Here is a 21778-nt window from a genome sequence, read left to right on the forward strand (position 1 = left end):
GGCGCGGCGGTAGCGTTGCGCGACCCCATGGCGCGTGGGGGCGTCAGGATCGTACGGAGGATGGCGGATGTCCCACGGCGAAGAGCCGTTCGCGGTACGCGAGAACGGCACCTCTCGGCCCACCTTTGAGCTGACGCTGCGCGGCTACGACAAGCGGCAGGTCGACCGGTACGTCGAGCAGCTCGACGGCCGGCTCGCGGCGCTGACGGCCGAGCGGGAGCGGGCGACCGGGCAGGTGCGGGACCTGACAGGGCAGGTCCAGCAGTTGCACGCGGAGCTGACCGAGCTGCGCCAGCGCCCGACGCAACCGGACCGGGCGTCCTTCCGTGACCTCGGCCCGATGGTCGACCAGATCCTCGCGCTGGCCGAGAAGCAGGCCGGGGTCATCACCGAGTCCGCGGCGCAGCGTGCCGGCGAGCTGCACGCGGAGGCGGAGCGGCTGCTGGGCGAGGCGCGGGAGCGGGTGGCCCGGGCGCTGCACGACCTGGAGGAGGAGCTGACCGCGCGCCGCGTCGAGCAGGAGAAGGCGTACGAGGAGCGGCGCACCGCGGCCGAGACCGAGCTCGCCGAGATCCGCGACGCGGCGGAGAAGCTACGCGCCGACGGGGAGGCCGCCCACGAGCGCGCCCGGCAGGAGGCGAAGCGGATCAGCGAGCAGAGCGCGCAGCAGGTGGAGCAGGCCCGGGCCGCGTCCGAGGCGCTGACCCGCGCGGCGCGCACGCAGATCCAGCAGGAGTTGCAGGCTGCCCGGGCCAAGAGCCAACAGGAACTGGCGCAGTGGCAGGCCAACATCGAGCGGGACGTCACCGAGCGGCGAACCGCCGCCGAGCAGGAGATCGCCGAGCAGCGGGCCGCCGCCGAGCGTGAGATCGCCGGCCAGCGCACCGCCGCGGAGCAGACCATCGGGTCGCTGATCGCCGAGGCGCAGCAGTACGCGACCGATGTGCGCCAGCGGGCCGACGAGCAGATCACGGCCCACCAGGAGCAGTTCACCCGGCTCCAGCAGGAGATCGCGGCAGGCCAGCAGGCGCTCGCGCAGGTGCAGTCCGAACTGGACGCGGCCCGCGAGCAGCTCGCCGAGGCACGCCAGCAGCACGAGGCGGCGCAGCACCAGCTCAGCGAGGCGCAGCAGCGCCTGGAGCAGGTCCACCAGGAGCTGGCCGGTGAGGCGGAGCGGCTCGAGGAGGCACGTCGGGCGGCCGACTCGGCCGAGCGGCACGCCAAGGACGTCCGTGCGCGGGTGCAGCGTGAGGCGAAGCGGGTGGCCGACCTCGCGGCGGCCGCGGTGATGGCCGCCGCCGCGGGCGGCGCGGAGACGGCCGAGTACCCGATGGTGGGTGCGCGCGAGCCGGGACGGTCACGGACGACCGGCGAGCACGCGCGGGCGGCGGCGTCGGCGCCGGAGCGGGCGCCGGCTCACCGGCAGCCGGACACGGAGCAGGGGCAGGGACAGCCGGCCGAGGAGTCCGCCGACCCGCACGGTGAGGAGGTCGCCGCGGTTCAGCAGAGCTGACGGCGGCTGTGGCCGGCACCCTCAGCGGCGCCGCTCCGATGTCCGGGTCATACTGACGGCGGCCCGGGGCGCCGCACCGCGACGTTGCCGAAGAGGTCGGCGTAGCCGGACGGCAGCTGGGTGATGAGGTCGTTGAACTCGCCGTCGGTGATGGCGTCGGCCACCGTCGACAGCACGGCCCCCGCGTCCCACTCGGCGGTCCGGGTGGTCGCGCCGGTTCCGGCGGCGATGCGCTGGAGGAACTCCTGGACCGTGAGGCGCAGGGTCGGCTCGGACTGCTCCTCGAGGATCTCGGCGATGCCCTCCGGCAGCTGGGACGCAAGGTCGTGCGCCTCGTCGGGAGTCAGGCGCGCCGCGAGCACGCCGAGCACGGCACGGATGACGGCCTCGGCCTCGGCGGCGCTGCCGTACTCGCCGCGCTGGCGTACGGCGGCGACGAACTCGTGGTGCTTCACGACGGTGTCCCCTTCCTGACGGTGGGTCGGCAACCCGCACCGGAGGGAACGGCGGGACGCGGCCGGTCACCGGGCCGGCGCGCGGGTGCGGCCGGCCCGCGCGCGGGTGCGGCCGGTCGGCGTGCGCCGTCTCGGGGCGCCGGTGCGGTCGTCGGGCGGCACCTGCCTACGCCCGGTCCCGGACGGCCCCCGCTCCCCCGAGTCTGGCACACCGGGCGCGGGCGGGAGCCTCAATCACCGGCGGTACGCGCGCGCACACCGCCAGCCGTCAGGCCGCCCAGCCGCCCGGGCGGCGCCCCCGTGTGGAGACGAACTGGTAGGACATGACGGCGAACCCGGGGTCGCGCAGGAGGGCGCGGAAGGCGTCCAACTGGCCCGCCGTGAACCCGGCCTCGATCAGCTCGGGTTGGAGCTGGCGGGAGTTCGTCGCATGGAAATGGGGGCGGGAATTGCACCCCACGCAGGTCGCGACGGCGTCGGTGAACGCAACTTGCGACCCGATGCTTGCCTCGCGCATCCCGCAGGAGGCAGGCCGGGGAGCCCGCCTGACGTCGCTGGCGACCTACCGTAGCGGGTTTCGTCCGTGGCCGCGGAATCGGCCACCGGAGAACGGTGCGACGGAAAGAGTCCGGCCGGAAGGAGCGACTGGAATGCGCGAGAGGAAGACGAATTCCACGCCCGGCAAAACGACGCCCGTGGTGCCGGGTTACGGCACCGGAGAAAGGATGACAAGGACGGGTCGTTCTCCGGCGGTCACCGCGACACACCCGGCCGTGTCGGCGCCGCCGGGTCGCCGTCGCGCACCCGGCCGCGCCGGTCGAGCCACCGGGGCAGCGGCAGCGTCCGCCACGGGACCCGCAGGAGCAGCCGCACGATGAGCAGGCCGAGCAGATATCCCGCGATGCTGTCGGTGAGCCAGTGGTAGCCGAGATAGGTCGTGCCGATGAAGGTCAGCACTCCGGGCACCCACATGAGCAGCCGTCGGGCCAGGACGGACAGGTAGGGCGAGAGCAGCATGGCGAGCACGCCGTAGTAGACGATGCCGTTGCTGACGTGGCCCGACGGGTAGTACTCCTCCCAGCCGTCGCTGAACATCTCCACGGAACCGTGGTGCGGCGCCCCCCGCGAGGTCCACCGCTTCAGTCCCACGATCAGCAGGGTGCTGACGATCGGCGCCAGCCCGGCGGGGATGATCGGGCGCACCGTGCGGTGCCGCCAGGCCAGCCAGAACGAGACCAGCACGGTCACGACCGTGAGGATGCCGCCCTGGCCGAGGTGGTCGAAGAACCACATCATCGTCGACACCGGATCGGGGCGGTGCTGGTCGCACCAGTCGCGTACGACGATGTCCAGCCGGAGCAGCGGTGGCCACCAGATCAACCCGGCGGTGAGCGCCACCAGCCCCGCGAGCAGCAGTCCGTCGAACCACCAGCTCTTCGGCACCGGCACCAGCACGGGCACGCCGAGCGGCCGCGGTGGGCGGCGTCGCGACGGTGTCCCCGCTGGCATGGTCCCTCTCCGCTCTGCCGCCGGGCAGCATCCGACTCAACAGGGCGAAAATATCCCAAAATGAACCAGCACGGTCGGCGAGCCGTCGATTAGGCCCGCGAACGGGTGGCGCGCGAGAGAGCGTCGGGGGCGGCCGTCACTGGAGGGGAATCTCGTGGCCCGCTCCGCGTTCCTCGTCGGGTCGCGGCCCGAAGTACCGGCGATCGGACTCCGAGATCGGCACGTCGTTGATGCTGGCCTCCCGTCGCCGCATGAGACCGCGGTCGTCGAACTCCCACAGTTCGTTGCCGTAGCTGCGGAACCATCGGCCGTCGTGGTCGTGCCACTCGTACTGGAAGCGCACGGCGATGCGGTTCTCCCGGAAGCCCCACAGACTCTTCCGCAGGACGTAGTCCAGTTCGCGCTCCCACTTCGCGGTGAGGAACTCCACGATCGCCTGGCGGCCGTAGATGAACTGCTCACGGTTGCGCCAGGCGGAGTCCTCCGTGTAGGCCAAGCTGACCCGCTGCGGATCGCGGCTGTTCCAGGCGTCCTCCGCGGCCTGCACCTTGGCGATCGCGGAGTCGAGGTCGAACGGCGGAAACGGTGGGCGTGCCTCGGTCATGCGCGTACCCCTTTCCTCGGGATCGAGCCCGACGGCGGCCCCGACTCACCCGGAGGTCGGGCCGGCGACCTCGGCCAGGATCCCGGTGCCCTGGCCGAGTTCGATCAGGTAACCGTCCGGGTCCCGCAGGTAGCACCGGATCTCGACGCCGTGGTCCTTCGGCTCGGTGAGGAACTCCCCGCCCCGGGAACGCCACTGCTCGTAGACCGCCCGGACGTCGGTGACCCGCACGTTCATCGCGCCGCTCAGCACGTCCGGGTCCGGCGGGGCCTGCGCCCGTACGGTCGGCTTGTCGTCGGTCGGACCGCCCTCGTCGTTGATCACGATGTAGCTGTTGTGGAAGCGCAGGATCGCCGGCTGCCGCTCCCGCACCACCGTCGCGCCCAGCACCCGCCGGTAGAACTCCCGGGACCGGTCGACGTCCCGGACGATCAGCAGGTGGGTGAGCACCATCCCGTCCTCCGGCCGGAAGTAGTCCGGCGCCTCGATAGCCATCCGCGCCTCCCCGGGCTCTCGTCCGGCGGCGGGTACCCGTCGGCGGCGCCGGCACACCTCAGGGTTTGCGGGCGAGACCGGCCCAGTAGTACGCGGCGTGCGGGTCGTCCGGCTCGCCGTCCTCCGGCCGCCACGCCATGACCGGGGCGATGCCCGGTTCGACCAGCTCCCAGCCGTCGAAGAAGCGCTCCACCTCGGCGCGGGTGCGGGGCACCAGGGTCATGTGCCCCTGGGTGGCCGCGGCGACCGCGGCGCTCATCTCCGCCGGGTTGAAGTCCTGCGTGGGGTGGGTGATGGCCAGGTAGCTGCCCGACGGCAGGGCCTCCATGAGCGTACGCAGCAGGCCCGCCGGGTCGTCGCTGTCGCGCAGCAGCATGAGCACCGCGATGAGCGTGAGCGCCACGGGCCGGTCGAGGTCGAGCGTGCCGGTGAGGCGTTCGTCGGCGAGGATCTTCTCCGGCTCGCGCAGGTCGGCGTGGATGTACTCGCTGCGTCCCTGCTCGGTGCTGATCATGAGGGCGCGGGCGTGCGCCAGCACGATCGGGTCGTTGTCGACGTAGACCACCCGCGTCTCCGGCGCGATCGCCTGGGCCACCTCGTGCAGGTTCGGTCGGGTCGGGATGCCCGTGCCGATGTCGATGAACTGGCGGATGCCGGCCTCGCCCACGAGATAGCGGGCGACCCGGTGGACGAACGCCCGGTTCTCCTTGGCCATCGTGCGCAGGGTCGGGATCGCCTCGATGAGGGCGGCACCCATCGCCCGGTCCGCCGCGAAGTTGTCCTTCCCGCCGAGCCACCAGTCGTACACCCGGGCGGAGTGCGGAACGGACGCGTCCACGCCGGACGGTGGGACCTCCCGGCCGGCGACGTCAGCGCTGCTGTTCGACACGATCGTCTCCCCTCGATCGTCCGATATCGACGAGCGAAGCCTAGAGGATCCGGGGCGCGGCGCCCGACCCGACGATCTCGATCTTCCGGCCCACACCGGCCCGGAACTGGGCGACGGCATCGGCGTAGCCGTCCAGCGGGAACCGGTGGCTGATGAACACGTCGGGGTCGAGGAGCCCCCCGGCGAACAGCTCGCCGGCCCGTTCGAAGCTGTGCAGCACGGCCATCGACCCGGTCACCGTGAGTTCCTGGTTGTAGACCCGGTACGGCTCGATGGTCGCCCGCGTCCGGTACTCGGAGACGCCGAACTGCAGGAACGTTCCGGCCGGCGCGACGCGGCGGAGCCCGTCGTCGATCGCCGCCTGCACGCCGGTGCAGTCGATCACCACGTCCCACCCGCGGGACCGGGTCAGCTCCGAGGCGCTCGGCGCCGACGCGGAGCAGCCCAGCTTCACGGCGGTGGCCAGCCGGGCCGGGTTCGGATCCGCAACGCTGACACTCGCGGCGCCGCAGCGCTTGGCCAGTTCCAGCATCATGAGCCCCATCGTCCCGGCCCCGTAGATCAGGTAGTGGTCGCCGAGACGCCGGGGCAGGACGTCGAAGCCCCGGACCGCGCACGACAGCGGCTCGATGAGCGCGGCGTCCACGGGCGCCACGGCGTCGGGGAGCGGGAAGCAGTTCTTGACCGGGGCCACCGCGTACTCGGCGGCCCCGCCGGACACGGTCACCCCGATGGCCGCCCACCGCTCGCAGAGGTTGCCGCGCCCGCGACGGCACTGGTAGCACTCCCCGCAGTGCAGCGACGGGTCCACCGCGACGGCGTCGCCGACACGGACCTCGGTGACGTCACGGCCCGTCGCCACGACCGTGCCGGCGAACTCGTGCCCGGGCACGATCGGGTACGCGGGGGCGAACTCGCCGTCGAGGATGTGCAGGTCGGTACCGCAGATGCCGCAGCCGGCGACCTCCACCACCACGTCCCGGGGCCCGGGTGTCGGGTCGGGCACCGATTCGATCGAGATCTGCCCCGGCGTGACGATGACCGCTGCCTTCACTTGACCGCCCCCATCGAGAGTCCACGGACGAGTTGCTTCTGGGCGATCCAGCCGGCGAGTACGACCGGCAGCGACACCAGCGTCGCCGCCGCGCAGAGCCGGGCCAGGAACAGCCCTTCGGAGGTGATGAAGCCGACCAGGAAGATCGGTGACGTGCCGGCCCGGGTCGCGGTCAGGTTCACCGCGAAGAAGAACTCGTTCCAGCTGAAGATGAAACAGATCAGCGCGGTGGCGGCCAGCCCGGGCGCGACGATCGGCAGGAGGATCCGGCGGATCGTCACCAGGACGCTCGCGCCGTCCACCGCGGCCGCCTCGATCAGGGCCGGCGGCACCTCCAGCAGGAACGACCGCATCATCCAGACGGCGAGCGGCAGGTTCATGGCGGTGTAGAGGACCACCATCGTCCAGACGTTGTCGAGCAGGCCGAGTTCCTTGACCAGCAGGTAGATGGGCAGCAGCGCGGCCACCGCGGGGAGCATCTTGGTGCTGATGAAGAAGAAGAGCACGTCGCGCCACTTGGCCACCGGTCGGATCGACAGCGCGTACGCGGCCGGGGTGGCCAGCAGCAGGACGAACAGCGTGGAGACCACACTGGCCATCAGCGAGTTGAGCAGGTACGGGGTGATGTCCCGGTCGAACACCTGCCGGTAGCCGTCGAGCACCGGCGTGAACACCCAGGTCGGCGGGTTGCTGGCGGCGTCGACCTCCCGCTTGAAGCCGGTGAGCACCATCCAGAGCACCGGGAGGAAGAACAAAAGCCCGACCAGCCAGGCGAGCGCGGTCCAGCCGGCCCCGGCCCGGTCGGTCCGGCGGGCACGGCGACGCTGCCGGGCGGCGGGGGCCTTCGGATCGGTGCGAACGGCGGTCATCGGGCATCCTCCAGCCGGAACAGGCTCGAGATCACCCGCAGCGCGAAGGTGGCCACCACGATCGTGGCGATCACGACCACGACGCCGGCGGCGGCCGCCTCGCCGTACTCGAACTTCCGGAAGGTGGTCAGGTAGATCTCGTACGGCAGGTTGGTGGTGGCGGTGCCCGGGCCGCCCTGGGTGATGGTGAAGACCGCGTCGAACGTCTGCACCAGGTAGATCGAGCCGAGCAGCGCGCCGAGTTCCAGGTACGGCCGCAGGTGCGGAAGCGTGACGCGGGAGAAGATCTGCCAGGCGCCCGCCCCGTCGACCCGGGCCGCCTCCAGGATCTCCGTGGACTGGCTCTGCAGGCCGGCCAGGATGATCAGCATCATGAACGGCGTCCACTGCCAGACCAGGGTGGCGACGACCGAGAGCATCGGATACTGCGAGACCCAGTCGGTGCTGCCGCCCACGATGCCGTTGATCAGGCCGTACGCCGGGTTGTAGATGGCGTGCTTCCACAGCAGCGCGGCGGCCATGGGCATCACCAGGAACGGGGTGATGAGCAGGGTCCGGACAACCCCCCGCCCCGGGAACCTCCGGTCCAGCAGGATGGCGACGCCGAGCCCGAGCAGCACCGACGCGACGACGGCGCAGGCGGTGAGCACCACCGTGTTCAGCAGGGCGGCGCGCAGCCGGCCGTCGGTGAGCACCTGGGCGTAGTTGGCGAGCCCGGCGAAGCTCCGCTCGCCGGGGCGCAGCGCGTTCCAGTCGAGTGTGGACAGGTAGAGCGTGACCAGGAACGGGATCTGGGTCACGACGATCGCGAACACCAGGGCGGGCAGCAGCGGCGCGCGGCGGGCCCAGCGGCCGTCGGCGCGGCCGCGGGCCGGAGCCGCGACCGGGGCGCGGGGCGTCACGACGACGCCGGTGGTACGTGTCTGTGACATCGGTTCACCTCACGTCGGGCCGGGAGCGGCCGCACCTCGGAGCGGCCGCTCCCGACGGGTGACTACCGGTATTCCCGGGCGACGTCCTCGGCCAGTTTCTGGCCGTCGGCGAGCGCCTTCTCCACGGTGGTGCTCCCGGCGATGGCCGCCGAGACCTCCTGGGACACCTTGGTGCCCAGGTCGGCGAACTCGGGGATGCCGACGAACTGCACCCCGAGCGCCGGTCGCGGCTGCACGCCCGGGTTCTTCGGGTCGGCCTCCTGGATCGACGCGAGCGTCAGGTCCGCGAACGCCGCGGCCGACTGCCGGTACTCCGGGATGGTGTAGGTCGACTGCCGCTTGCCCGCCGGCACGCGCGACCAGCCGAGCGTCGAGCCCACCAGGCGTTCGTACTCCTTCCCGGTGGCCCAGGAGATGAACTGCCAGGCCGCGTCGGGGTGCTTGGTGGTCTTCGGCATGGCCAGCGCCCAGGCCCAGAGCCAGCCCGACGAGGCCGTCTTCGCGACCGGCGCGTACGCGTAGCCGACCTTGCCGGCCACGGTGCTGGCCGACGCGTCCTCCAACGTCCCGGCGGCGGAGGTGGCGTCGTACCACATCGCGGCCTTGCCCTGACCGAAGGTGTTCAGGCACTCGGTGAAGCCGGCCTGCGGCGCGCCGGGCTGGCCGTGCGCCCGGACCAGGTCGACGTAGAACTTCGTGGCCTCGACGAACTCGGGCGCGTTCACCCTGGGCGTCCAGTCCTTCTCGAACCACGTGCCGCCGAAGGTGTTGACCACCGTCGTGAGCGGGGCGAACAGCTCGCCCCAGCCGGACAGCCCGCGCAGGCAGATGCCGGAGACGCCGGCCTTGTCGTCGTCGAGCTGCGCCGCGAACTGCGCCACCTGCTGCCAGGTCGGGCGCTCCGGCATGGTCAGTCCCTTGGCCGCGAAGAGCTCCTTGTTGTACATGAGGAACGACGACTCCCCGTAGAACGGGGCCGCGTAGAGCTTGCCGTCCTCGCCGGAGAGCGAGGTGACCATCGGCTGGAGCAGGTCGTTCCGGTCGTAGCCGCCGTCGGCGTCGGCGTACGAACTCAGCTCGTGCAGCCAGCCGTTCTTCGACCAGATCGGCGCCTCGTACGCTCCGATCGTGGCCACGTCGTACTGGCCGCCCTGGGTGGCCACGTCCTGGGTGACCTTGTCGCGCAGTTCGTTCTCCGGAAGGATCGTGAACCGGACGGTGATGCCGGTCGTCTTGGTGAAGCTGTCCGCAGTGACCTTGGCGAGGTCCTCCATCTGCGGGTTGCCCACCATGAGCACGGTGATGGTCTTGCCGTCCCCGCCGTCGGACGATCCACCGCCGGCCCCGGAGCAGGCGGGGGCGGCGAGGACGGCCACGACCGACAGAGCCAGTGCGGGTCGCAAGCGGTGCGGGGACCATGATCTGGACACGGCGAACCTCCAGGATCCGATTCGGTGGTGGGGAATGCGGCCGGTCCGGCGGTCAGACGCGCTGGAGCGGTCAGACTCGCTGGACAACCGGGCCGAGCAGTGAGTACCGGTGGGCTTCGGACGCCGGCAGTCCGACGTCGGTGACGACGGTGTCGACGTCGGCGACGTCCGCGAAGCGGCAGAAGCTGCTGGAGCCGAACTTGGTGTGTACGCCGGCGAAGACGACCCGTCGGGAGACGGTGATCACCTGCGCCTTCACCGCGGCGACGGCGGGGTCGGGGGTGGTCAGGCCGTGCTGCCGCGAGATGCCGTTCGCGCCGACGAACGCCAGGTCGATCACGAAGCCGGCGAGCATGTCGACCGCCCAGTGGTCGACGGTTGCCCGGGTCCGGCCCCGGACCCGGCCTCCCAGCAGCAGGACCGTGGTGGCGGGTGACGCGGCAAGGATCGCCGCGGTGTCCAGCGACGCGGTGACCACGGTGAGCGCCCGCTCGGCCGGCAGCGCCTCCGCGATCAACCGGGGGGTGTACCCCTCGTCCACGAAGATCGACTCGGCGTCGCCCAGCAGTTGCGCCGCGGCCGTGGCGATGCGGCGTTTCTCCGTGACCAGTCGCGTGGTCCGTGTGTCGAGGGTGGTCTCGAATCGGGCCGTCTCCACCGGGTAGGCGCCGCCGTGGGTGCGCCGCACCAGACCCTGTTGCTCGAGCCGGTGCAGGTCACGCCGGACGGTCTCCGGCGAGACGGCCAGGTCGGCGGCCAGTTTCTGCACGTCGACCGCGCCGTGTTCGCGGGCGAGAGCGAGGATGCGCTGCCGGCGCTCCATGGAGTTCATCGCTCACCTCCGCCCATCGGTGCCTATGTTTTAACACCGTTACGGGGAGGTGACGTCCAGCGCATCAGCGCCAATCGAGAGGGTTAGTGCCCGATCGGCGCGCGTGACCGGCGCCATCAATGGCGTTAAATCATCGTGTGGCCGGCAAATGGTGCGCCCGATTGGGCCTCCCGGATGCCCGTTCCACGCCCGTCCTCGCGACCAGGGCATGCCCGGGCACCGCGCCGGCCACCGCGGCACGGACCGCCGAGGTCGCGGTGGTGCCGCCGATGCGGGCCCACGTGCGGCGGCGCCGCCGATCCGGGCCCACGTGCGGCGGCGGGCGGACGCCGGACCCCGGCGGGGACCGGCGCCCGGCGGAGCGCCGGCGAGCGCCGGTCAGTGCACCGCGACGGCCACCGCCGGCTGCGTGACCTCCCCCAGCCGTGCCGGCCGGACGACCAGGAACAGCACGGCCAGGGCCGCCACCATGCCGCCGGCCACCACCACGGCCATGGCCACGATCCCGGTCCCCAGCATGCCGACGAGGGGCGCTGCCAGCGCGCCCACGCCGAACTGCACGGCTCCGAGCAGGGCCGCCGCGGTGCCCGCCGCCTCACCGTGGCGGGACAGCGCCAGGGCGGGCGCGTTCGGCATGGCGAGCCCCGCCGCGGCGAGCACCACCCACAGCGTCGCCAGCACGGCCGGCAGACCGCCGAAGCCGGTGGCCGCGATCGTGAGCAGCGTGAGGCCGGCCACGGTCCCCGTGACCAGGGCGGTGACCAGGATCCGCTGCGGCGGGTGGCGGCGCAGCAGTCGCACGTTCAGCTGGGTCGCCGCGATGAGACCGACCGCGCCGGCGCCGAACGCGAGCCCGAACTCCTGCTCGTCGAGGCCGTACTGCTCCTGGAAGACGAACGACGACCCGGCCACGTAGGCGAACAGGGCGGCCATGGCCAGACCGGTCACCAGGACGAGGCCGACGAAGGTACGGTCGCGCAGCAGGGACGCGTACACCCGCGCGGTCTCCGCGACGCCGCCGCGACGGCGGGCCGCGACGGGCAGCGTCTCGCGGAGCCCGAACGACGCGACGGCCGTCAGCAGCACACCGAACACGGCGAGGGCCACGAACACGCCCCGCCAGTCCGACCAGCGCAGCAGCCCGCTGCCGAGGGTCGGCGCCAGGATCGGCGCCACACCCATGACGAGCATCAGGCGGGAGAACAACCGCGCGAAGGCGGTGCCGCTGAACAGGTCGCGGACGACAGCCATCGCCACCACCGAGGCGGCCGCGACGCCCAGCCCCTGCAACAGCCGCAGCACGCCGACGACGGTGATGGACGGGGCGAGAACGCACAGCACCGACGCCACGACGTGCAGCGCGATGCCGGCGAGCAGCGGGGCGCGCCGCCCCACCGCGTCCGACAGCGGGCCGATCAGCAGCTGGCCGAACGCCAGCCCGGCGAGCGTTCCGGTGAGGGTCAGCTGGACGGCTGCGGACGACGTGTGCAGGTCCACGGCGATGTCTGGGAGCGCGGGCAGGTACATGTCGATGGTGAGCGGCCCGATGGCGATCAGGGAGCCGAGCACCAGGACCAGACGCAGCCGTTGTCCGGCGCTCATCAGGTCGCCGGGCAGGGTTTCCTCGGTCCGTACGGTGGTGGCGGTCATGCCCCCACCTCCGGGTGGTGGCCGCGGCCCTGGTTCAGCATCGATGCAGTGATCACACCTGCCACCAAACCCCGGACGACGCCGGTCATTCCCGGGGCGGCGGAAGGTAACCCAGCTCACAGCCGGAGTGGGTGATCCACACTCCGTGCCGCAGTGCGCCATCTCGCGTGATCGACTCGACTTCCCTGAAGTCGCGCCGTCGGCACGCGCGGGACACCCCGACTTCCTGGAACCGGAGTCGATCAAGGCTGCCCAGAGCGGGCGCCGGGGCCGGATGGCCGACCATGGACGTGATCGACACCAGATCGCCGACATGGCGGTATCCGCCGGGCGGAGACCCCGCCACATCCGCGTGATCGACTCGACTTTCCTGAAGTCGCGCCGTCGGGACGCGCGGGACACCCCGACTTCCTGGAACCGGAGTCGATCAATCCACACCCGCGCCGGCCCGGCTCCCCGGTGGCCTAGGATCGGGCCATGACTGCCGGGTCGGCCGTGGGCCGTGCACAGGACGGACGCCCGGCCGCCGGTTGAGCACCTCGCGGGCCAGAGGCCCGCCCCGTCGCGAGACGTGCGTTCCGCCGCTCGTGACGGAAGGAGGTGAAGCATGAGTTGGCAGGATTTCCTCGCCCGGCACCGGGTCGGTGATGTCATCGACGGTGTCGTCACGGCGCAGGCGCCGTTCGGGTCGTTCGTCGAGTCCGACGGTGTCACCGGCCTCGCGTACCAGCAGTCCTGGCCCGTGGGCACGCGGGTGACGGCCCGGATCCTCGACATCGACCCGGAGCGTCAGCGGTTCAGTCTCGCCGCCGTCTGACCGGGCGCCGGCCCGGGGGTCGGGTTCCCCCGGGTCGGCGTGCGGCGCGCCGCCGTGTCGGCATGCGGCGCGCCGCCGTGTCGGACCCGTCTGGTGTACTCGCCCGGACCGGTACGCCTGACGGTGAGGTGACCACGTGGTGGCAACGGACGAGCGGGCCCGCGACAGGCGCCTCGCGCTCGTGGTCGTGGCGCTCGGCGCGACGTACGGCTACGACGGCGCGGTGATGGCCGGGGCGCAGCTCTTCGTGACCGATCGTCTCGGCCTGTCGACCACCGAACAGGGCACCCTGCACGCGAGCACGATCGTCGGCCTGATCCTGGGCACCCTCGTGGCGGCCCGTCTGGCCGACGCGTACGGCCGCCGGCGCACGTTGGTCGCCGCCGCTGCCGGGTTCACCCTCGTGGCGACGCTGTCGCCGGTGGTGGCGCACCTGGTGTGGCTGGACTCGACGCGCCTGCTGCTCGGCGTCGGCATGGGCGTCATCCTCGTGGTGACGCCCATCTTCATCGCCGAGTCCGCCTCGGCGGCGGCCCGGGGGCGGATCGGCGTGCTCTACCAGGTGGCGACCGTGGCCGGGGTGGTGTCCGCGTTCCTCGTGGCGTACGGCCTCGCGGAGAGCCGCAACTGGCGGTTGATGCTGTGGGGTTCGGCGGTCCTCGCGGCCGTGGTGGTGGCGGTGCTGGCGTCCGTCCCGGAGACGCCGCGCTGGCGGCCGGCGGGTGCCACCCGCCGCGCGCCCGCGCCCGCTCCGGTCGGCGCGGGCGCTCCGATCGACGCGGGCGCTCCCGTCGGCGCGGGCGCTCCGATCGACGCGGGCGCTCCGGTCGGCGTGCTCCGCGAGCTGTTCGGCGCCCGCTACCGCTCGGTGACGCTCTTCGTCGTCGCGCTCGGCTTCTTCGCGCAGATCACCGGCGTCAGCGCCGTCGGGTCCTTCAGTCCCCGGATCGTCCAGCGGATGGGCTACGAGGGGTACTTCGCGATCCTGGTCGTGCCGGCGCTCATCCAGGTGGCCGGCCTGCTCGCCGCGCTCGCCTCGTCGTTCACCGTCGACCGGTTGGGCCGGCGGGCGACACTGCTCGTCGGCACCGGCATCATGGCCGTCGGGCATGCTCTGCTGGTCGTGACGTTCGCGGCAGGCGGGACGCCGGTCGTGGGTCTGGTCGGGCTGCTGTGCTTCTCCGTGGGTTTCAACAGCGGCTTCGGCGCGCTCATCTGGGTGTACGCGGCGGAGGGCTACGACGACCGCCTGCGGACGGCCGGCACGACGATGATGCTGCTGCCGAACCTGCTGGCGAACTTCCTCCTGGCCCAGTTCTTCCTCACCGTGCTCACCGCCCTGGGCGGCACGGCCACGTTCACGCTGCTGGCCGGCGTCACCGTGCTCGCCTGGATCTTCGTCCTGCGGTCCGCCCCGGAGACCCGTGGCCGCAGCCTGGACGCGATCCACGCGTACTGGCAGGGCGGGCGCCGGTGGCCGGAGCAGGCCGGGGAGCCGCAGCCGGGGCGGGCCGGAGAGCCGCAGCCGGAGCCCGTCGTCCTGGCCCAACCGTCGGGTCCCCCAGGCCCCTGACCAGCCGAGCGGGGACGCCCGCCGCGCCGAGGTCGCGCGACGCGCGTCAGTTCGTAGGGAATCCCCCGATTCCCCGTCGGCGGATCCGGCATAGCGTTCGATGTGCCGCCGCTGACCACCCTCGCTCGGGGTCCGGGCGCGACGGCCGGAAGGAGACCGTCGATGCTGCCAATTCGCGTGGGCCACCGGTTCCCGCTGCTGGTGATGACCGCCGTGGCGGTGGCCGCCGTCGCCGGGTGCGGCGGGAAGGACGAGGAGCCGGCCCCGCCGGCGGCCGCGCCGCCGGCGGTCGAGACGACGGCGGAGGCCGCGGTCGCGGAGAGCCCGACCGCCGCCGCGCCCACTGTGGACGCCTGTTCCCTGGTGACGAAGGCCGAGGCCGAGAAGCTGGCCGGCACGCGGTTGGACGACGCCGCCCCGGTGCGCGAGACGTGTTCGTACACCGGCCCGGTCACGGGGCCCACCGCGCAGGTCGAGATCTTCGTGGGTGACGGCGCGAAGAAGATCCTCGACATCGACCGGCAGCTGGGGCACGAGTTCACGCCGCTGTCCGGGGTCGGCGACGAGGCGTACCTCGAGGACGGGCAGGTCTTCATCAACAAGGCCGGCCTGTGGATCTCGATCCGGCTGGTCCGGCTCAACGACCCGGCGGAGAACCGCAAGCCGCTGGAGGAGCTGGCCCGCACGGTGGCCGGCCGGCTCTGACCGCGGCCGGGGCACACGCTTCTTAGATCGTGACCTTAGCGGTGACGATCATGCGGGAGCGAACGTCAGCCGGGCTACCCCGAATCAGCAGAGCATCGGGTATTCCCTTGTCCGCGTCGGGTGGTGACCTTCCGGGCCCGGAAGGTCACCGAAAATCTTGCTCGCCGAGCACTGCCGGGCCGGCGTGCGGGTGATGGACGGGGACCACCGGCCGGTGCGGCCGAAGATGCGTACGGTCAGGGCGGGGTTGTCCCGAGGATCGAGAAGAACGCTCCCTGGGGGTCGGTGAGCACCGCGAACCGGCCCCGCGTCAGATCCGTCGGCTGGACGGCGAGCGTCGCGCCCGTCCTCAGCGCCTCGGCGACGACCCTGTCGGTGTCGGTGACCGCGAAGTAGACCATCCAGTGCGACGGAAGATCGCCCCAGTCTCCGCCGACCATGGGCATCATCCCGGCGACCGGGCGGCCATCCAGCTGCCACGTGGTATAGGTGATCGGGCCCATCGGTTGGTCGTCCGCCGCCCACCCGAACACCGACCCGTAGAACTCCTTCGCCCCGTCCCACTCCCGCGTCGCCAGCTCAGACCAGGTCAGCGAGCCGGGCACGTCAAACACCTCAGCCCCCGGCATGCCGAGCGACTGCCACACCCCGAACGACGCCCCGGCCGGATCGGCGAACAGCGCCGTCCGCCGGGAACCGGGAGCGTCGACCGGCTCGGTCAGGATCCAGCCGCCGGCAGCGGTCACCCGCCGACAGACCCCCTCGACGTCATCGGTCGCCAGGTAGGGCAACCAGGCAGGCGGCCGTTGCGGGCCGGCCCCCAGCCCGGCACCGGCCACCGGCTTGCCCTGCTGGTGGAAGACGAGGTGACCGTCAACCGCGGCTTGCCGGTCCGCGTCGGCGACGGCCCAGCCGAACAGGGGCGCGTAGAAGCGCACCGCGCCTTGAAGGTCGCTGGTGACCAGGTCGACCCAGGCGGGTGCCCCCGGTGGAATATCCGTCATGGCTTCGGCTTCGCTTCCCCTGCTCGGGTGTGATCCGCTCGGTTCCAGCCGAACGGCCCCGGGTAGCGCGCGTCGGCGAGATCCGCGATGGCCAGGTCGGCCCAGCAGGGCGTGCCCGGCGGGACGGTGCTCACGTCTACTCCTCTCGACTGGGGGCGGCCACCGCCGGCGCGCCCTGCCGGCATCGTGGCACCGTTCGCGCGTCCTACGGGGCGGATCGGGCGAATCGTCAGCTGAACCGCCGTCCGGGTGCGCTCAGCGCAGGCGGTCGCGGGACCGCCTGCGTCGCAGCGCGCCGAACAGGACGTCGGAGGACGCCGCCGGGAACATCAGCGCGTCGGCGCGAGCACGTCGAGCACCTCGTCGGCGCGCCGCCGCGACTCCCGCGCGTCCGCCCGCGGGGAGCCGATCTCGGGGTCGAAGTTGAGGTCGACGAAGAGTTCGGTGATGCCGGCCTCGGCGAGCCGTCCGAGGTCGGAGCGGATCTGGTCGAGCGTGCCGGTGAGCGGTTCCCGGTCGGTGCCGCCCTCGGGCCGTACCCGGACGGCCCCCCGGCAGACGAACCGCAGGGCGGCCGGGTCCCGGCCCGCCTCCGCGGCGGCGGCCTTGACGGTCGCGACGGCCGTGCCGATGCCGTTCAGGTCGGCCTGGCTGCCACTGACCCAGCCGTCGGCGAGCCGGCCGGCGCGGCGCAGCGCCTCAGGCGCCTGGCCGCCGAGCAGGATCGGCGGATGCGGCCGCTGCGCCGGCTTCGGCTCCATCCGCGTGGGCGGGACCTGGTAGAACTCGCCGCGGTGCGTGGTCACCTCGTCCTGCCAGAGGCTGCGCAGCAGCCCGATGAACTCCGTGGCCCGCCGGCCACGGCCCTGCCGGCTGGCGCCCGTCGCCTCGTACTCCTCGGCCGACCAGCCCAGCCCCAGCCCGACGTCGAGTCGCCCGCCGGAGAGGATGTCGAGGGTGGCCGTCTGCTTCGCGAGCAGGACGGGTGGAACGAACGGCATGTTGAGCACCGCGACGCCGAGGCGGACCCGTGTGGTGTGGGCGGCGAGGAACGCCAGCGTGGTCAGCGGGTCATGGACGCTGTGGTACGTCTCGCTCCAGGCGAGGTCGGCGGGGACGAGCAGGCGCTGGAACGTCCACAGCGAGTGGTAGCCGAGTTCCTCGGCGCGGCGGCCGACGTGGACCATGTGCTCCGGCGTGGCCCAGGAGCCGGAGACGGGCAGGGCGAATCCAATCTCCACGCCGGCACCGTACCGGGTTCCGGTGCCGTCCGCCCGGTACGACGCCGCAGCCCGATGGCGGGGGTGCGGTGGCTCCGGCGCTTGCCCGAGCCACCGCACCGTCGTCAGCGGTGGTTGTCGACGCAGGTGAAGTTCTTCGCCTCGGTGGTGGCGCCGTGGCCCTTGTACCGAGCCACCTGGGGGTACTGGCAGACCGGACGGGTGAGCGTGGGGTTGCCCGACGCGTCGGTCCGCTGGCCGATCAGCTGGCTCGGGGCCTTGCCGCGTTCGACCCAGGTCACCACGGCGTCCATCAGGTTGGTCGGCGCGGCACCCTGACCACCGCCACAGTGGCCGACGCCGGGCGCCACGAAGAACCGGGCGAACTTCTGCGTCTGCCTGGCACCGCCCATCGCCGCCTCCAGTCGCTGGTAGTAGTCCACCGTCCCACGGAAGAAGATCAGCGGGTCGGCGGTGCCGTGCCAGAAGACGACCTTGCCGCCGGCGTCGCGGAACGCGGACAGGTCCGGGTCGTCGGTCGCGATCACCGCCTGGTACTGGAGCACGGACTGCTGGAAGAGCAGCAGATACTGGTCGTAGGTCATCGTCCGCCAGTCCCAGCCGGGGTTCTGCAGGAGGAAGTAGCGGAACCACTCCAGCCCGACGCCGAACGGCAGCTGGTTGCCGTCGACGCTGTTGTTGAGGCTCTGCAGGTTGGCACCGCGATCCAGCCCGTACCACAGGAACTGGCCGCCCGCGTCGCGCGGACCCTCCCAGATCTTGTTGACCACGTCGGCGTCCGCGGCGGTGAACGTGCCGCACCCGGTCGCGGTGCCGATCAGCGTACGGGCGTCGAACCGGCAGCCCTGCCAGTCCCCGATGATCCCGTCGGCGGCTCCGTCGCGCGGGTCGCATGCGGTGATCGCGGCCTGGGTGGCCAAGGCGAGCTTGCACGGCGGGACGACGTTGCCGGAGAGCGCCATTTGCAGCTGCCCCCAGAACTGCGCGGGGTGGAACTTGGTCCAGTTGACTGCCGGGGAGCCAGCGGCGATCCCGTCGTAGTCGCTCGGGTAGCGCTGCGCCTCCATGAGCGCCTGGCGACCGCCGGTGGAGCAGCCGTTGAAGTAGCTGTAGAAGGAGGTGTTGCCGTAGAACGTCTTGACCAGGGCCTTCGCCGTCACGGTCATCTCGTGGACACCGAGGTAGCCGAAGTCGGCGATGAGCTGCCAGTTGAGCGTTCCGTCGGGATTGAGCGCGAAGCTGCCGCTGCCGCCGGTGTGTCCGGTGTCCGTCGCCGCGGCGGCGTATCCGTCTCGCAGGGCGGCCGCCGGGACCGTGGTCGGCGAGCCGCCGGAGAAGCCACCGCCGCCCGCGCCCTGGAACCGGCCGTTCCAGTTCTCGGTCGGTAGCCACACCCCGACCCTGACCTGGTCGTTGGCGGGCGGGTTGGTGACCACCAGCTGTACCGCGCAGTGCGCCGGCACCGAGGCGGTGGCCGCGACCGTTGTCGCGCTGAGGACCGTCGTGTGCGGGAGGTCCACGGCGGTCAGGCTCGCGCAGGTGGTCTTCGGTCGCTTCGCGCCGGCGGCACTGGCGCCGGGCCCGGCCGACAGGATCAACGCGACGCTGGCCAGCATCGCCAGTCCGGTGAGAACAGTGCGTCTGGGTCTCATTGTCCGTCCCTTCCGGTGGGTGGGATCACCGTCACCCCGGGCTGGGAGGAGGGCAATGAAGTGCTTCCGGCAGGTGGAAAGGACAAAATCGGCGCCGCGGCGCGGCGGTCACGGCACGGCGACGGCCGCGACGTCCCGGTCGGCGGCGACGCGCAGCGCCTCGACCAGCCGGCGGTAGAGGTCGTCGCCGGCGAGTAGTTCATCGTGCGTGCCCTGCGCCCGGATCCGGCCGTCGTCGAGGACGACGATCCGGTCGGCGTCGAGCACCGTGGAGAGCCGGTGCGCGATGGTGACCACCGCGCCCACCGCGGCGCGTTGCCGGACGCACTCGTGCAGGGCCGCCTCGGTGAGGCCGTCGAGCTGGGCCGTCGCCTCGTCCAGCAGCAGGACCTCCGGGGTCCGCAGCATCGCCCGGGCGAGCGCGATCCGTTGCCGCTGGCCGCCGGACAGCTCGGTCGACGACAGCGAGGTGTCCAGCCCGTCCGGCAGTGAGTCGACCTTCTCGTCCAGCTGGACGGCCCGCAGCACCTCGCGGATCTCCGCTTCGGTGGCGTCCGGGTGGGCGAACCGCAGGTTGTCGCGGATCGTGCCGGGCACGACCGGGGTCTCCTGCTCGACGTACGCCAACCGGGCGCGTACCTGGTCGTGGGTCCAGGTGGCGTAGGGGCGGCCGTCGAGCAGCAGCGCGCCGTGCTCGGGTTCGAGGAACCGCAGGACGAGCGAGAAGAGAGTGGTCTTGCCGGCGCCCGATGGGCCCACGATGGCGGTGTGCCCCCGCCGGGGAATCTCCAGGTCGATGCCCCGGACGGCGGGCGGGACGTCCGGGCCGTACCGGGCGGTGACGTCCCGGAAGGCGAGGACGGGCTGGTCGGTGTCGGATCGGGGGTGGGTCGGGCTCGGCGCGAGCGCGGGGGTGGACGGCTCGACGCCGATCTCCTCGATCTCCCGGATCCGCCCGGCCGCCGCGACGCCGGCCTGCAGGGCCGTCACGTTCTGGGTCAGCTCGCTGATCGGCCCCATGAGTTGGAAGGTGTAGAGCAGGAAGGCGATGAGGCTGGAGATCTCCAGCAGGTCGCGCTGGGCGCGCCAGGCGCCGATGCCGAGGATCGCGATGACGGCCAGCTGGATACCGGTCCACGCGATCGTCCAGACGGACGCGCTGATCCGCGCGGCCCGGACGCTGTGCGCGCCGGCGTCCCGCGCGTCGGCGACGACCCGCTCCCCGAGGCGCGCCTCGGCACGGCTGGCCTTGACCGTGCGGATGGCCCGGAGCGCCCCTTCGAGGGTCCCGCCGAGGCGTCCCACCGACTCCTGCGCCGAGGTGGTCGCCCTGCCGATCGCGGGCAGCAGCGCACCCATGACGGCGGCGACGACGGCCACCGCGGCGATCGTGCAGCCGAGCAGGAACAGGTCGAGCACGCCCATGAGCACGAGCGTGCCGAGCAGGGCGATCGTGCTGTTGACCAGGCCGACGATGCTGCTGGACGCCTGGTGCAGCAGGGCGGTGTCGGAGGTGACCCGGGTGACCAGCTCGCCGCTCGGCCGGCGTTGCAGCTCACCGATGCGGGCCCGGAAGTAGCGGCCGATGATCGCGGTGCGGGCGTCGAGGACGATGTGCTCGGCCAGCGCGCCGAGGAGCCGCCACTGCCACAGGGTGATGGCGGCGCCGACGAGGACGAGGACGAGCAGCGCGCCGATGGGGCGGGTCATCGACTCCCCGGCGCCGAGGGTGTCGAGCACCCATTTGGTCACCATCGGCGTGGCGAGCCCGGCCGCGTTGGCGGCGAGGCCGAGCAGGAGGCCGAGAAGCAGCGTCGACCGGTGCGGGGTGAGGAACGACAGGAGCAGCCGTAGCCGGGGAAGGGCGAACGTGGTGGAGGACGGCATACCTTGATTGGAACATCGATGTTCCATTCCGGGCAACGGCTTTACCGAAGTAGCCCGTTGCTATCCTCGTCCGGTGACGGAGGCACAGGTGTCCGGCAGCCGGGCCCGCACCCGGCAGGCCATCGTGGAGGCGGCGATCGACCTGCTCGGGCGCAATCCCGCCGCGTCACTCGGCGACATCGCGGCCGCCGCCGAGGTGGGCCGCACCACCCTGCACCGCTACTTCACCGACCGGGCCGACCTGCTGCGCGCCGTGAGCGCCGAGGCCTCAGCCCGGCTGGAACGGGCGACCGCCCAGGCGCGGATGGCCGACGGCACCGGCGCCTCCGCCGTACGCCGGCTCTGCCAGGAGTACTTCGACCTGGGCACCGTCCTCTCGATCATCTTCAACGAGTCGTTATTGTCGGCCGACCAGGGTTGGAGCGGGGCGGGCGGCTGCGACCCGGCGTTCGTCGCCATGGTCGAACGCGGCCACCGGGACGGCACGATCGACCCGGAACTGCCCGTCGACTGGGTGCAGAGCCTCATCTGGTCCCAGCTCTACGCGGGCTGGGCGTACCGGGCGGAGACGGGAGCGTCCCGGCACGACGTGCTGCGGCTCGTCCTGCGTACGGTCGACGGCGCGATCGCCCCGCGGCCGGCCTGACGGCCGCCGGCGGCCTCGGGG

Annotated in this window: 21 protein-coding genes; 5 read left to right on the top strand and 16 right to left on the bottom strand. The window is 72.3% G+C overall.

Features of this window, described 5'->3' with window-relative positions:
- Positions 1–67 precede the first annotated feature (67 nt).
- Entirely contained in the window at positions 68–1513 is a 1446-nt protein-coding gene (locus D7193_RS23430; RefSeq protein WP_120781694.1) for a coiled-coil domain-containing protein, read from the top strand.
- A 47-nt stretch (positions 1514–1560) separates the two neighbouring features.
- Here D7193_RS23430 and D7193_RS23435 read toward each other — a convergent pair whose 3' ends face one another.
- From D7193_RS23435 to D7193_RS23490, 12 genes are all read right to left on the bottom strand, one after another.
- Positions 1561–1968, bottom strand: coding sequence for a DUF2267 domain-containing protein (locus D7193_RS23435; RefSeq protein WP_120781695.1), 408 nt, complete (start codon positions 1966–1968; stop codon positions 1561–1563).
- 268 nt (positions 1969–2236) lie between these two features.
- Positions 2237–2485: a hypothetical protein gene (locus D7193_RS23440; protein WP_120781696.1), complete on the bottom strand. Its 249-nt coding sequence runs from the start codon at positions 2483–2485 to the stop codon at positions 2237–2239.
- A 236-nt stretch (positions 2486–2721) separates the two neighbouring features.
- Positions 2722–3477, bottom strand: coding sequence for a phosphatase PAP2 family protein (locus D7193_RS23445; RefSeq protein ID WP_120781697.1), 756 nt, complete (start codon positions 3475–3477; stop codon positions 2722–2724).
- A gap of 136 nt (positions 3478–3613) precedes the next feature.
- Positions 3614–4081 carry a nuclear transport factor 2 family protein gene (locus D7193_RS23450; protein ID WP_120781698.1) on the bottom strand — a complete coding sequence of 156 codons (468 nt, stop codon included), beginning with the start codon at positions 4079–4081 and terminating at the stop codon, positions 3614–3616.
- 45 nt (positions 4082–4126) lie between these two features.
- Positions 4127–4576, bottom strand: coding sequence for a VOC family protein (locus D7193_RS23455; protein ID WP_120781699.1), 450 nt, complete (start codon positions 4574–4576; stop codon positions 4127–4129).
- Between the two features lie 58 nt (positions 4577–4634).
- Entirely contained in the window at positions 4635–5414 is a 780-nt protein-coding gene (locus D7193_RS23460; protein WP_241563429.1) for an SAM-dependent methyltransferase, read from the bottom strand.
- Positions 5415–5505: 91 nt separating this feature from the next.
- A complete protein-coding gene (locus tag D7193_RS23465; protein WP_120781701.1) occupies positions 5506–6519 on the bottom strand; it encodes a zinc-dependent alcohol dehydrogenase family protein in 1014 nt (337 codons plus the stop codon).
- Positions 6516–7388, bottom strand: a complete 873-nt coding sequence (locus D7193_RS23470) for a carbohydrate ABC transporter permease (RefSeq protein ID WP_120781702.1) — start codon at positions 7386–7388, stop codon at positions 6516–6518. The genes D7193_RS23465 and D7193_RS23470 overlap by 4 nt, the downstream gene beginning before the upstream one ends.
- Positions 7385–8320, bottom strand: coding sequence for a carbohydrate ABC transporter permease (locus D7193_RS23475; protein WP_120781703.1), 936 nt, complete (start codon positions 8318–8320; stop codon positions 7385–7387). The genes D7193_RS23470 and D7193_RS23475 overlap by 4 nt, the downstream gene beginning before the upstream one ends.
- Positions 8321–8382: 62 nt before the next feature.
- A complete protein-coding gene (locus D7193_RS23480; RefSeq protein ID WP_120781704.1) occupies positions 8383–9723 on the bottom strand; it encodes an ABC transporter substrate-binding protein in 1341 nt (446 codons plus the stop codon).
- 97 nt (positions 9724–9820) lie between these two features.
- The gene (locus D7193_RS23485; RefSeq protein ID WP_120781705.1) at positions 9821–10582 is read right to left on the bottom strand and encodes a DeoR/GlpR family DNA-binding transcription regulator; all 762 of its coding nucleotides are present in this window, start codon (positions 10580–10582) and stop codon (positions 9821–9823) included.
- Positions 10583–10960: 378 nt separating this feature from the next.
- Positions 10961–12184: a multidrug effflux MFS transporter gene (locus D7193_RS23490; RefSeq protein ID WP_120782169.1), complete on the bottom strand. Its 1224-nt coding sequence runs from the start codon at positions 12182–12184 to the stop codon at positions 10961–10963.
- 655 nt (positions 12185–12839) lie between these two features.
- Here D7193_RS23490 and D7193_RS23495 point away from each other — a divergent pair.
- The 3 genes from D7193_RS23495 to D7193_RS23505 all read left to right on the top strand — a co-directional run bounded on the left by D7193_RS23495 (position 12840) and on the right by D7193_RS23505 (position 15327).
- Positions 12840–13049 (top strand): hypothetical protein, encoded by a 210-nt coding sequence (locus D7193_RS23495; RefSeq protein WP_120781706.1) that lies wholly within the window; start codon positions 12840–12842, stop codon positions 13047–13049.
- 136 nt (positions 13050–13185) lie between these two features.
- Positions 13186–14622, top strand: a complete 1437-nt coding sequence (locus D7193_RS23500) for an MFS transporter (protein ID WP_120781707.1) — start codon at positions 13186–13188, stop codon at positions 14620–14622.
- A 162-nt stretch (positions 14623–14784) separates the two neighbouring features.
- On the top strand, positions 14785–15327 hold the full coding sequence (locus D7193_RS23505) for a hypothetical protein (RefSeq protein ID WP_241563334.1): 543 nt from the start codon (positions 14785–14787) through the stop codon (positions 15325–15327).
- A 236-nt stretch (positions 15328–15563) separates the two neighbouring features.
- On the opposite strand, the gene D7193_RS23510 is transcribed toward D7193_RS23505, so the two are convergent.
- The 4 genes from D7193_RS23510 to D7193_RS23530 form a co-directional block, all read right to left on the bottom strand.
- The gene (locus tag D7193_RS23510) at positions 15564–16331 is read right to left on the bottom strand and encodes a VOC family protein (RefSeq protein ID WP_120781708.1); all 768 of its coding nucleotides are present in this window, start codon (positions 16329–16331) and stop codon (positions 15564–15566) included.
- Between the two features lie 329 nt (positions 16332–16660).
- Positions 16661–17572, bottom strand: a complete 912-nt coding sequence (locus tag D7193_RS23520; RefSeq protein ID WP_120782171.1) for a TIGR03619 family F420-dependent LLM class oxidoreductase — start codon at positions 17570–17572, stop codon at positions 16661–16663.
- 104 nt (positions 17573–17676) lie between these two features.
- Entirely contained in the window at positions 17677–19224 is a 1548-nt protein-coding gene (locus D7193_RS23525; protein ID WP_120781709.1) for a tannase/feruloyl esterase family alpha/beta hydrolase, read from the bottom strand.
- A gap of 108 nt (positions 19225–19332) precedes the next feature.
- Positions 19333–21111 (bottom strand): ABC transporter ATP-binding protein, encoded by a 1779-nt coding sequence (locus D7193_RS23530; RefSeq protein WP_120781710.1) that lies wholly within the window; start codon positions 21109–21111, stop codon positions 19333–19335.
- Positions 21112–21184: 73 nt separating this feature from the next.
- Here D7193_RS23530 and D7193_RS23535 point away from each other — a divergent pair, with 73 nt between their 5' ends.
- Positions 21185–21757 carry a TetR/AcrR family transcriptional regulator gene (locus D7193_RS23535; RefSeq protein ID WP_120781711.1) on the top strand — a complete coding sequence of 191 codons (573 nt, stop codon included), beginning with the start codon at positions 21185–21187 and terminating at the stop codon, positions 21755–21757.
- The last annotated feature ends 21 nt before the right edge of the window (positions 21758–21778 follow it).

It is taken from the genome of Micromonospora costi, assembly GCF_003626655.1.
Classification (GTDB): domain Bacteria; phylum Actinomycetota; class Actinomycetes; order Mycobacteriales; family Micromonosporaceae; genus Micromonospora; species Micromonospora costi.

What these genes read in the sequence shown, in the direction of transcription:
- D7193_RS23475 (WP_120781703.1), bottom strand. Translation starts at nt 8,320, where the DNA reads ATGTCACAGACACGTACCACCGGCGTCGTCGTGACGCCCCGCGCCCCG.
- D7193_RS23505 (WP_241563334.1), top strand. Translation starts at nt 14,785, where the DNA reads ATGCTGCCAATTCGCGTGGGCCACCGGTTCCCGCTGCTGGTGATGACC.
- D7193_RS23450 (WP_120781698.1), bottom strand. Translation starts at nt 4,081, where the DNA reads ATGACCGAGGCACGCCCACCGTTTCCGCCGTTCGACCTCGACTCCGCG.
- D7193_RS23455 (WP_120781699.1), bottom strand. Translation starts at nt 4,576, where the DNA reads ATGGCTATCGAGGCGCCGGACTACTTCCGGCCGGAGGACGGGATGGTG.
- D7193_RS23490 (WP_120782169.1), bottom strand. Translation starts at nt 12,184, where the DNA reads ATGAGCGCCGGACAACGGCTGCGTCTGGTCCTGGTGCTCGGCTCCCTG.
- D7193_RS23510 (WP_120781708.1), bottom strand. Translation starts at nt 16,331, where the DNA reads ATGACGGATATTCCACCGGGGGCACCCGCCTGGGTCGACCTGGTCACC.
- D7193_RS23440 (WP_120781696.1), bottom strand. Translation starts at nt 2,485, where the DNA reads ATGCGCGAGGCAAGCATCGGGTCGCAAGTTGCGTTCACCGACGCCGTC.
- D7193_RS23445 (WP_120781697.1), bottom strand. Translation starts at nt 3,477, where the DNA reads ATGCCAGCGGGGACACCGTCGCGACGCCGCCCACCGCGGCCGCTCGGC.
- D7193_RS23495 (WP_120781706.1), top strand. Translation starts at nt 12,840, where the DNA reads ATGAGTTGGCAGGATTTCCTCGCCCGGCACCGGGTCGGTGATGTCATC.
- D7193_RS23485 (WP_120781705.1), bottom strand. Translation starts at nt 10,582, where the DNA reads ATGAACTCCATGGAGCGCCGGCAGCGCATCCTCGCTCTCGCCCGCGAA.
- D7193_RS23430 (WP_120781694.1), top strand. Translation starts at nt 68, where the DNA reads ATGTCCCACGGCGAAGAGCCGTTCGCGGTACGCGAGAACGGCACCTCT.
- D7193_RS23525 (WP_120781709.1), bottom strand. Translation starts at nt 19,224, where the DNA reads ATGAGACCCAGACGCACTGTTCTCACCGGACTGGCGATGCTGGCCAGC.
- D7193_RS23470 (WP_120781702.1), bottom strand. Translation starts at nt 7,388, where the DNA reads ATGACCGCCGTTCGCACCGATCCGAAGGCCCCCGCCGCCCGGCAGCGT.
- D7193_RS23530 (WP_120781710.1), bottom strand. Translation starts at nt 21,111, where the DNA reads ATGCCGTCCTCCACCACGTTCGCCCTTCCCCGGCTACGGCTGCTCCTG.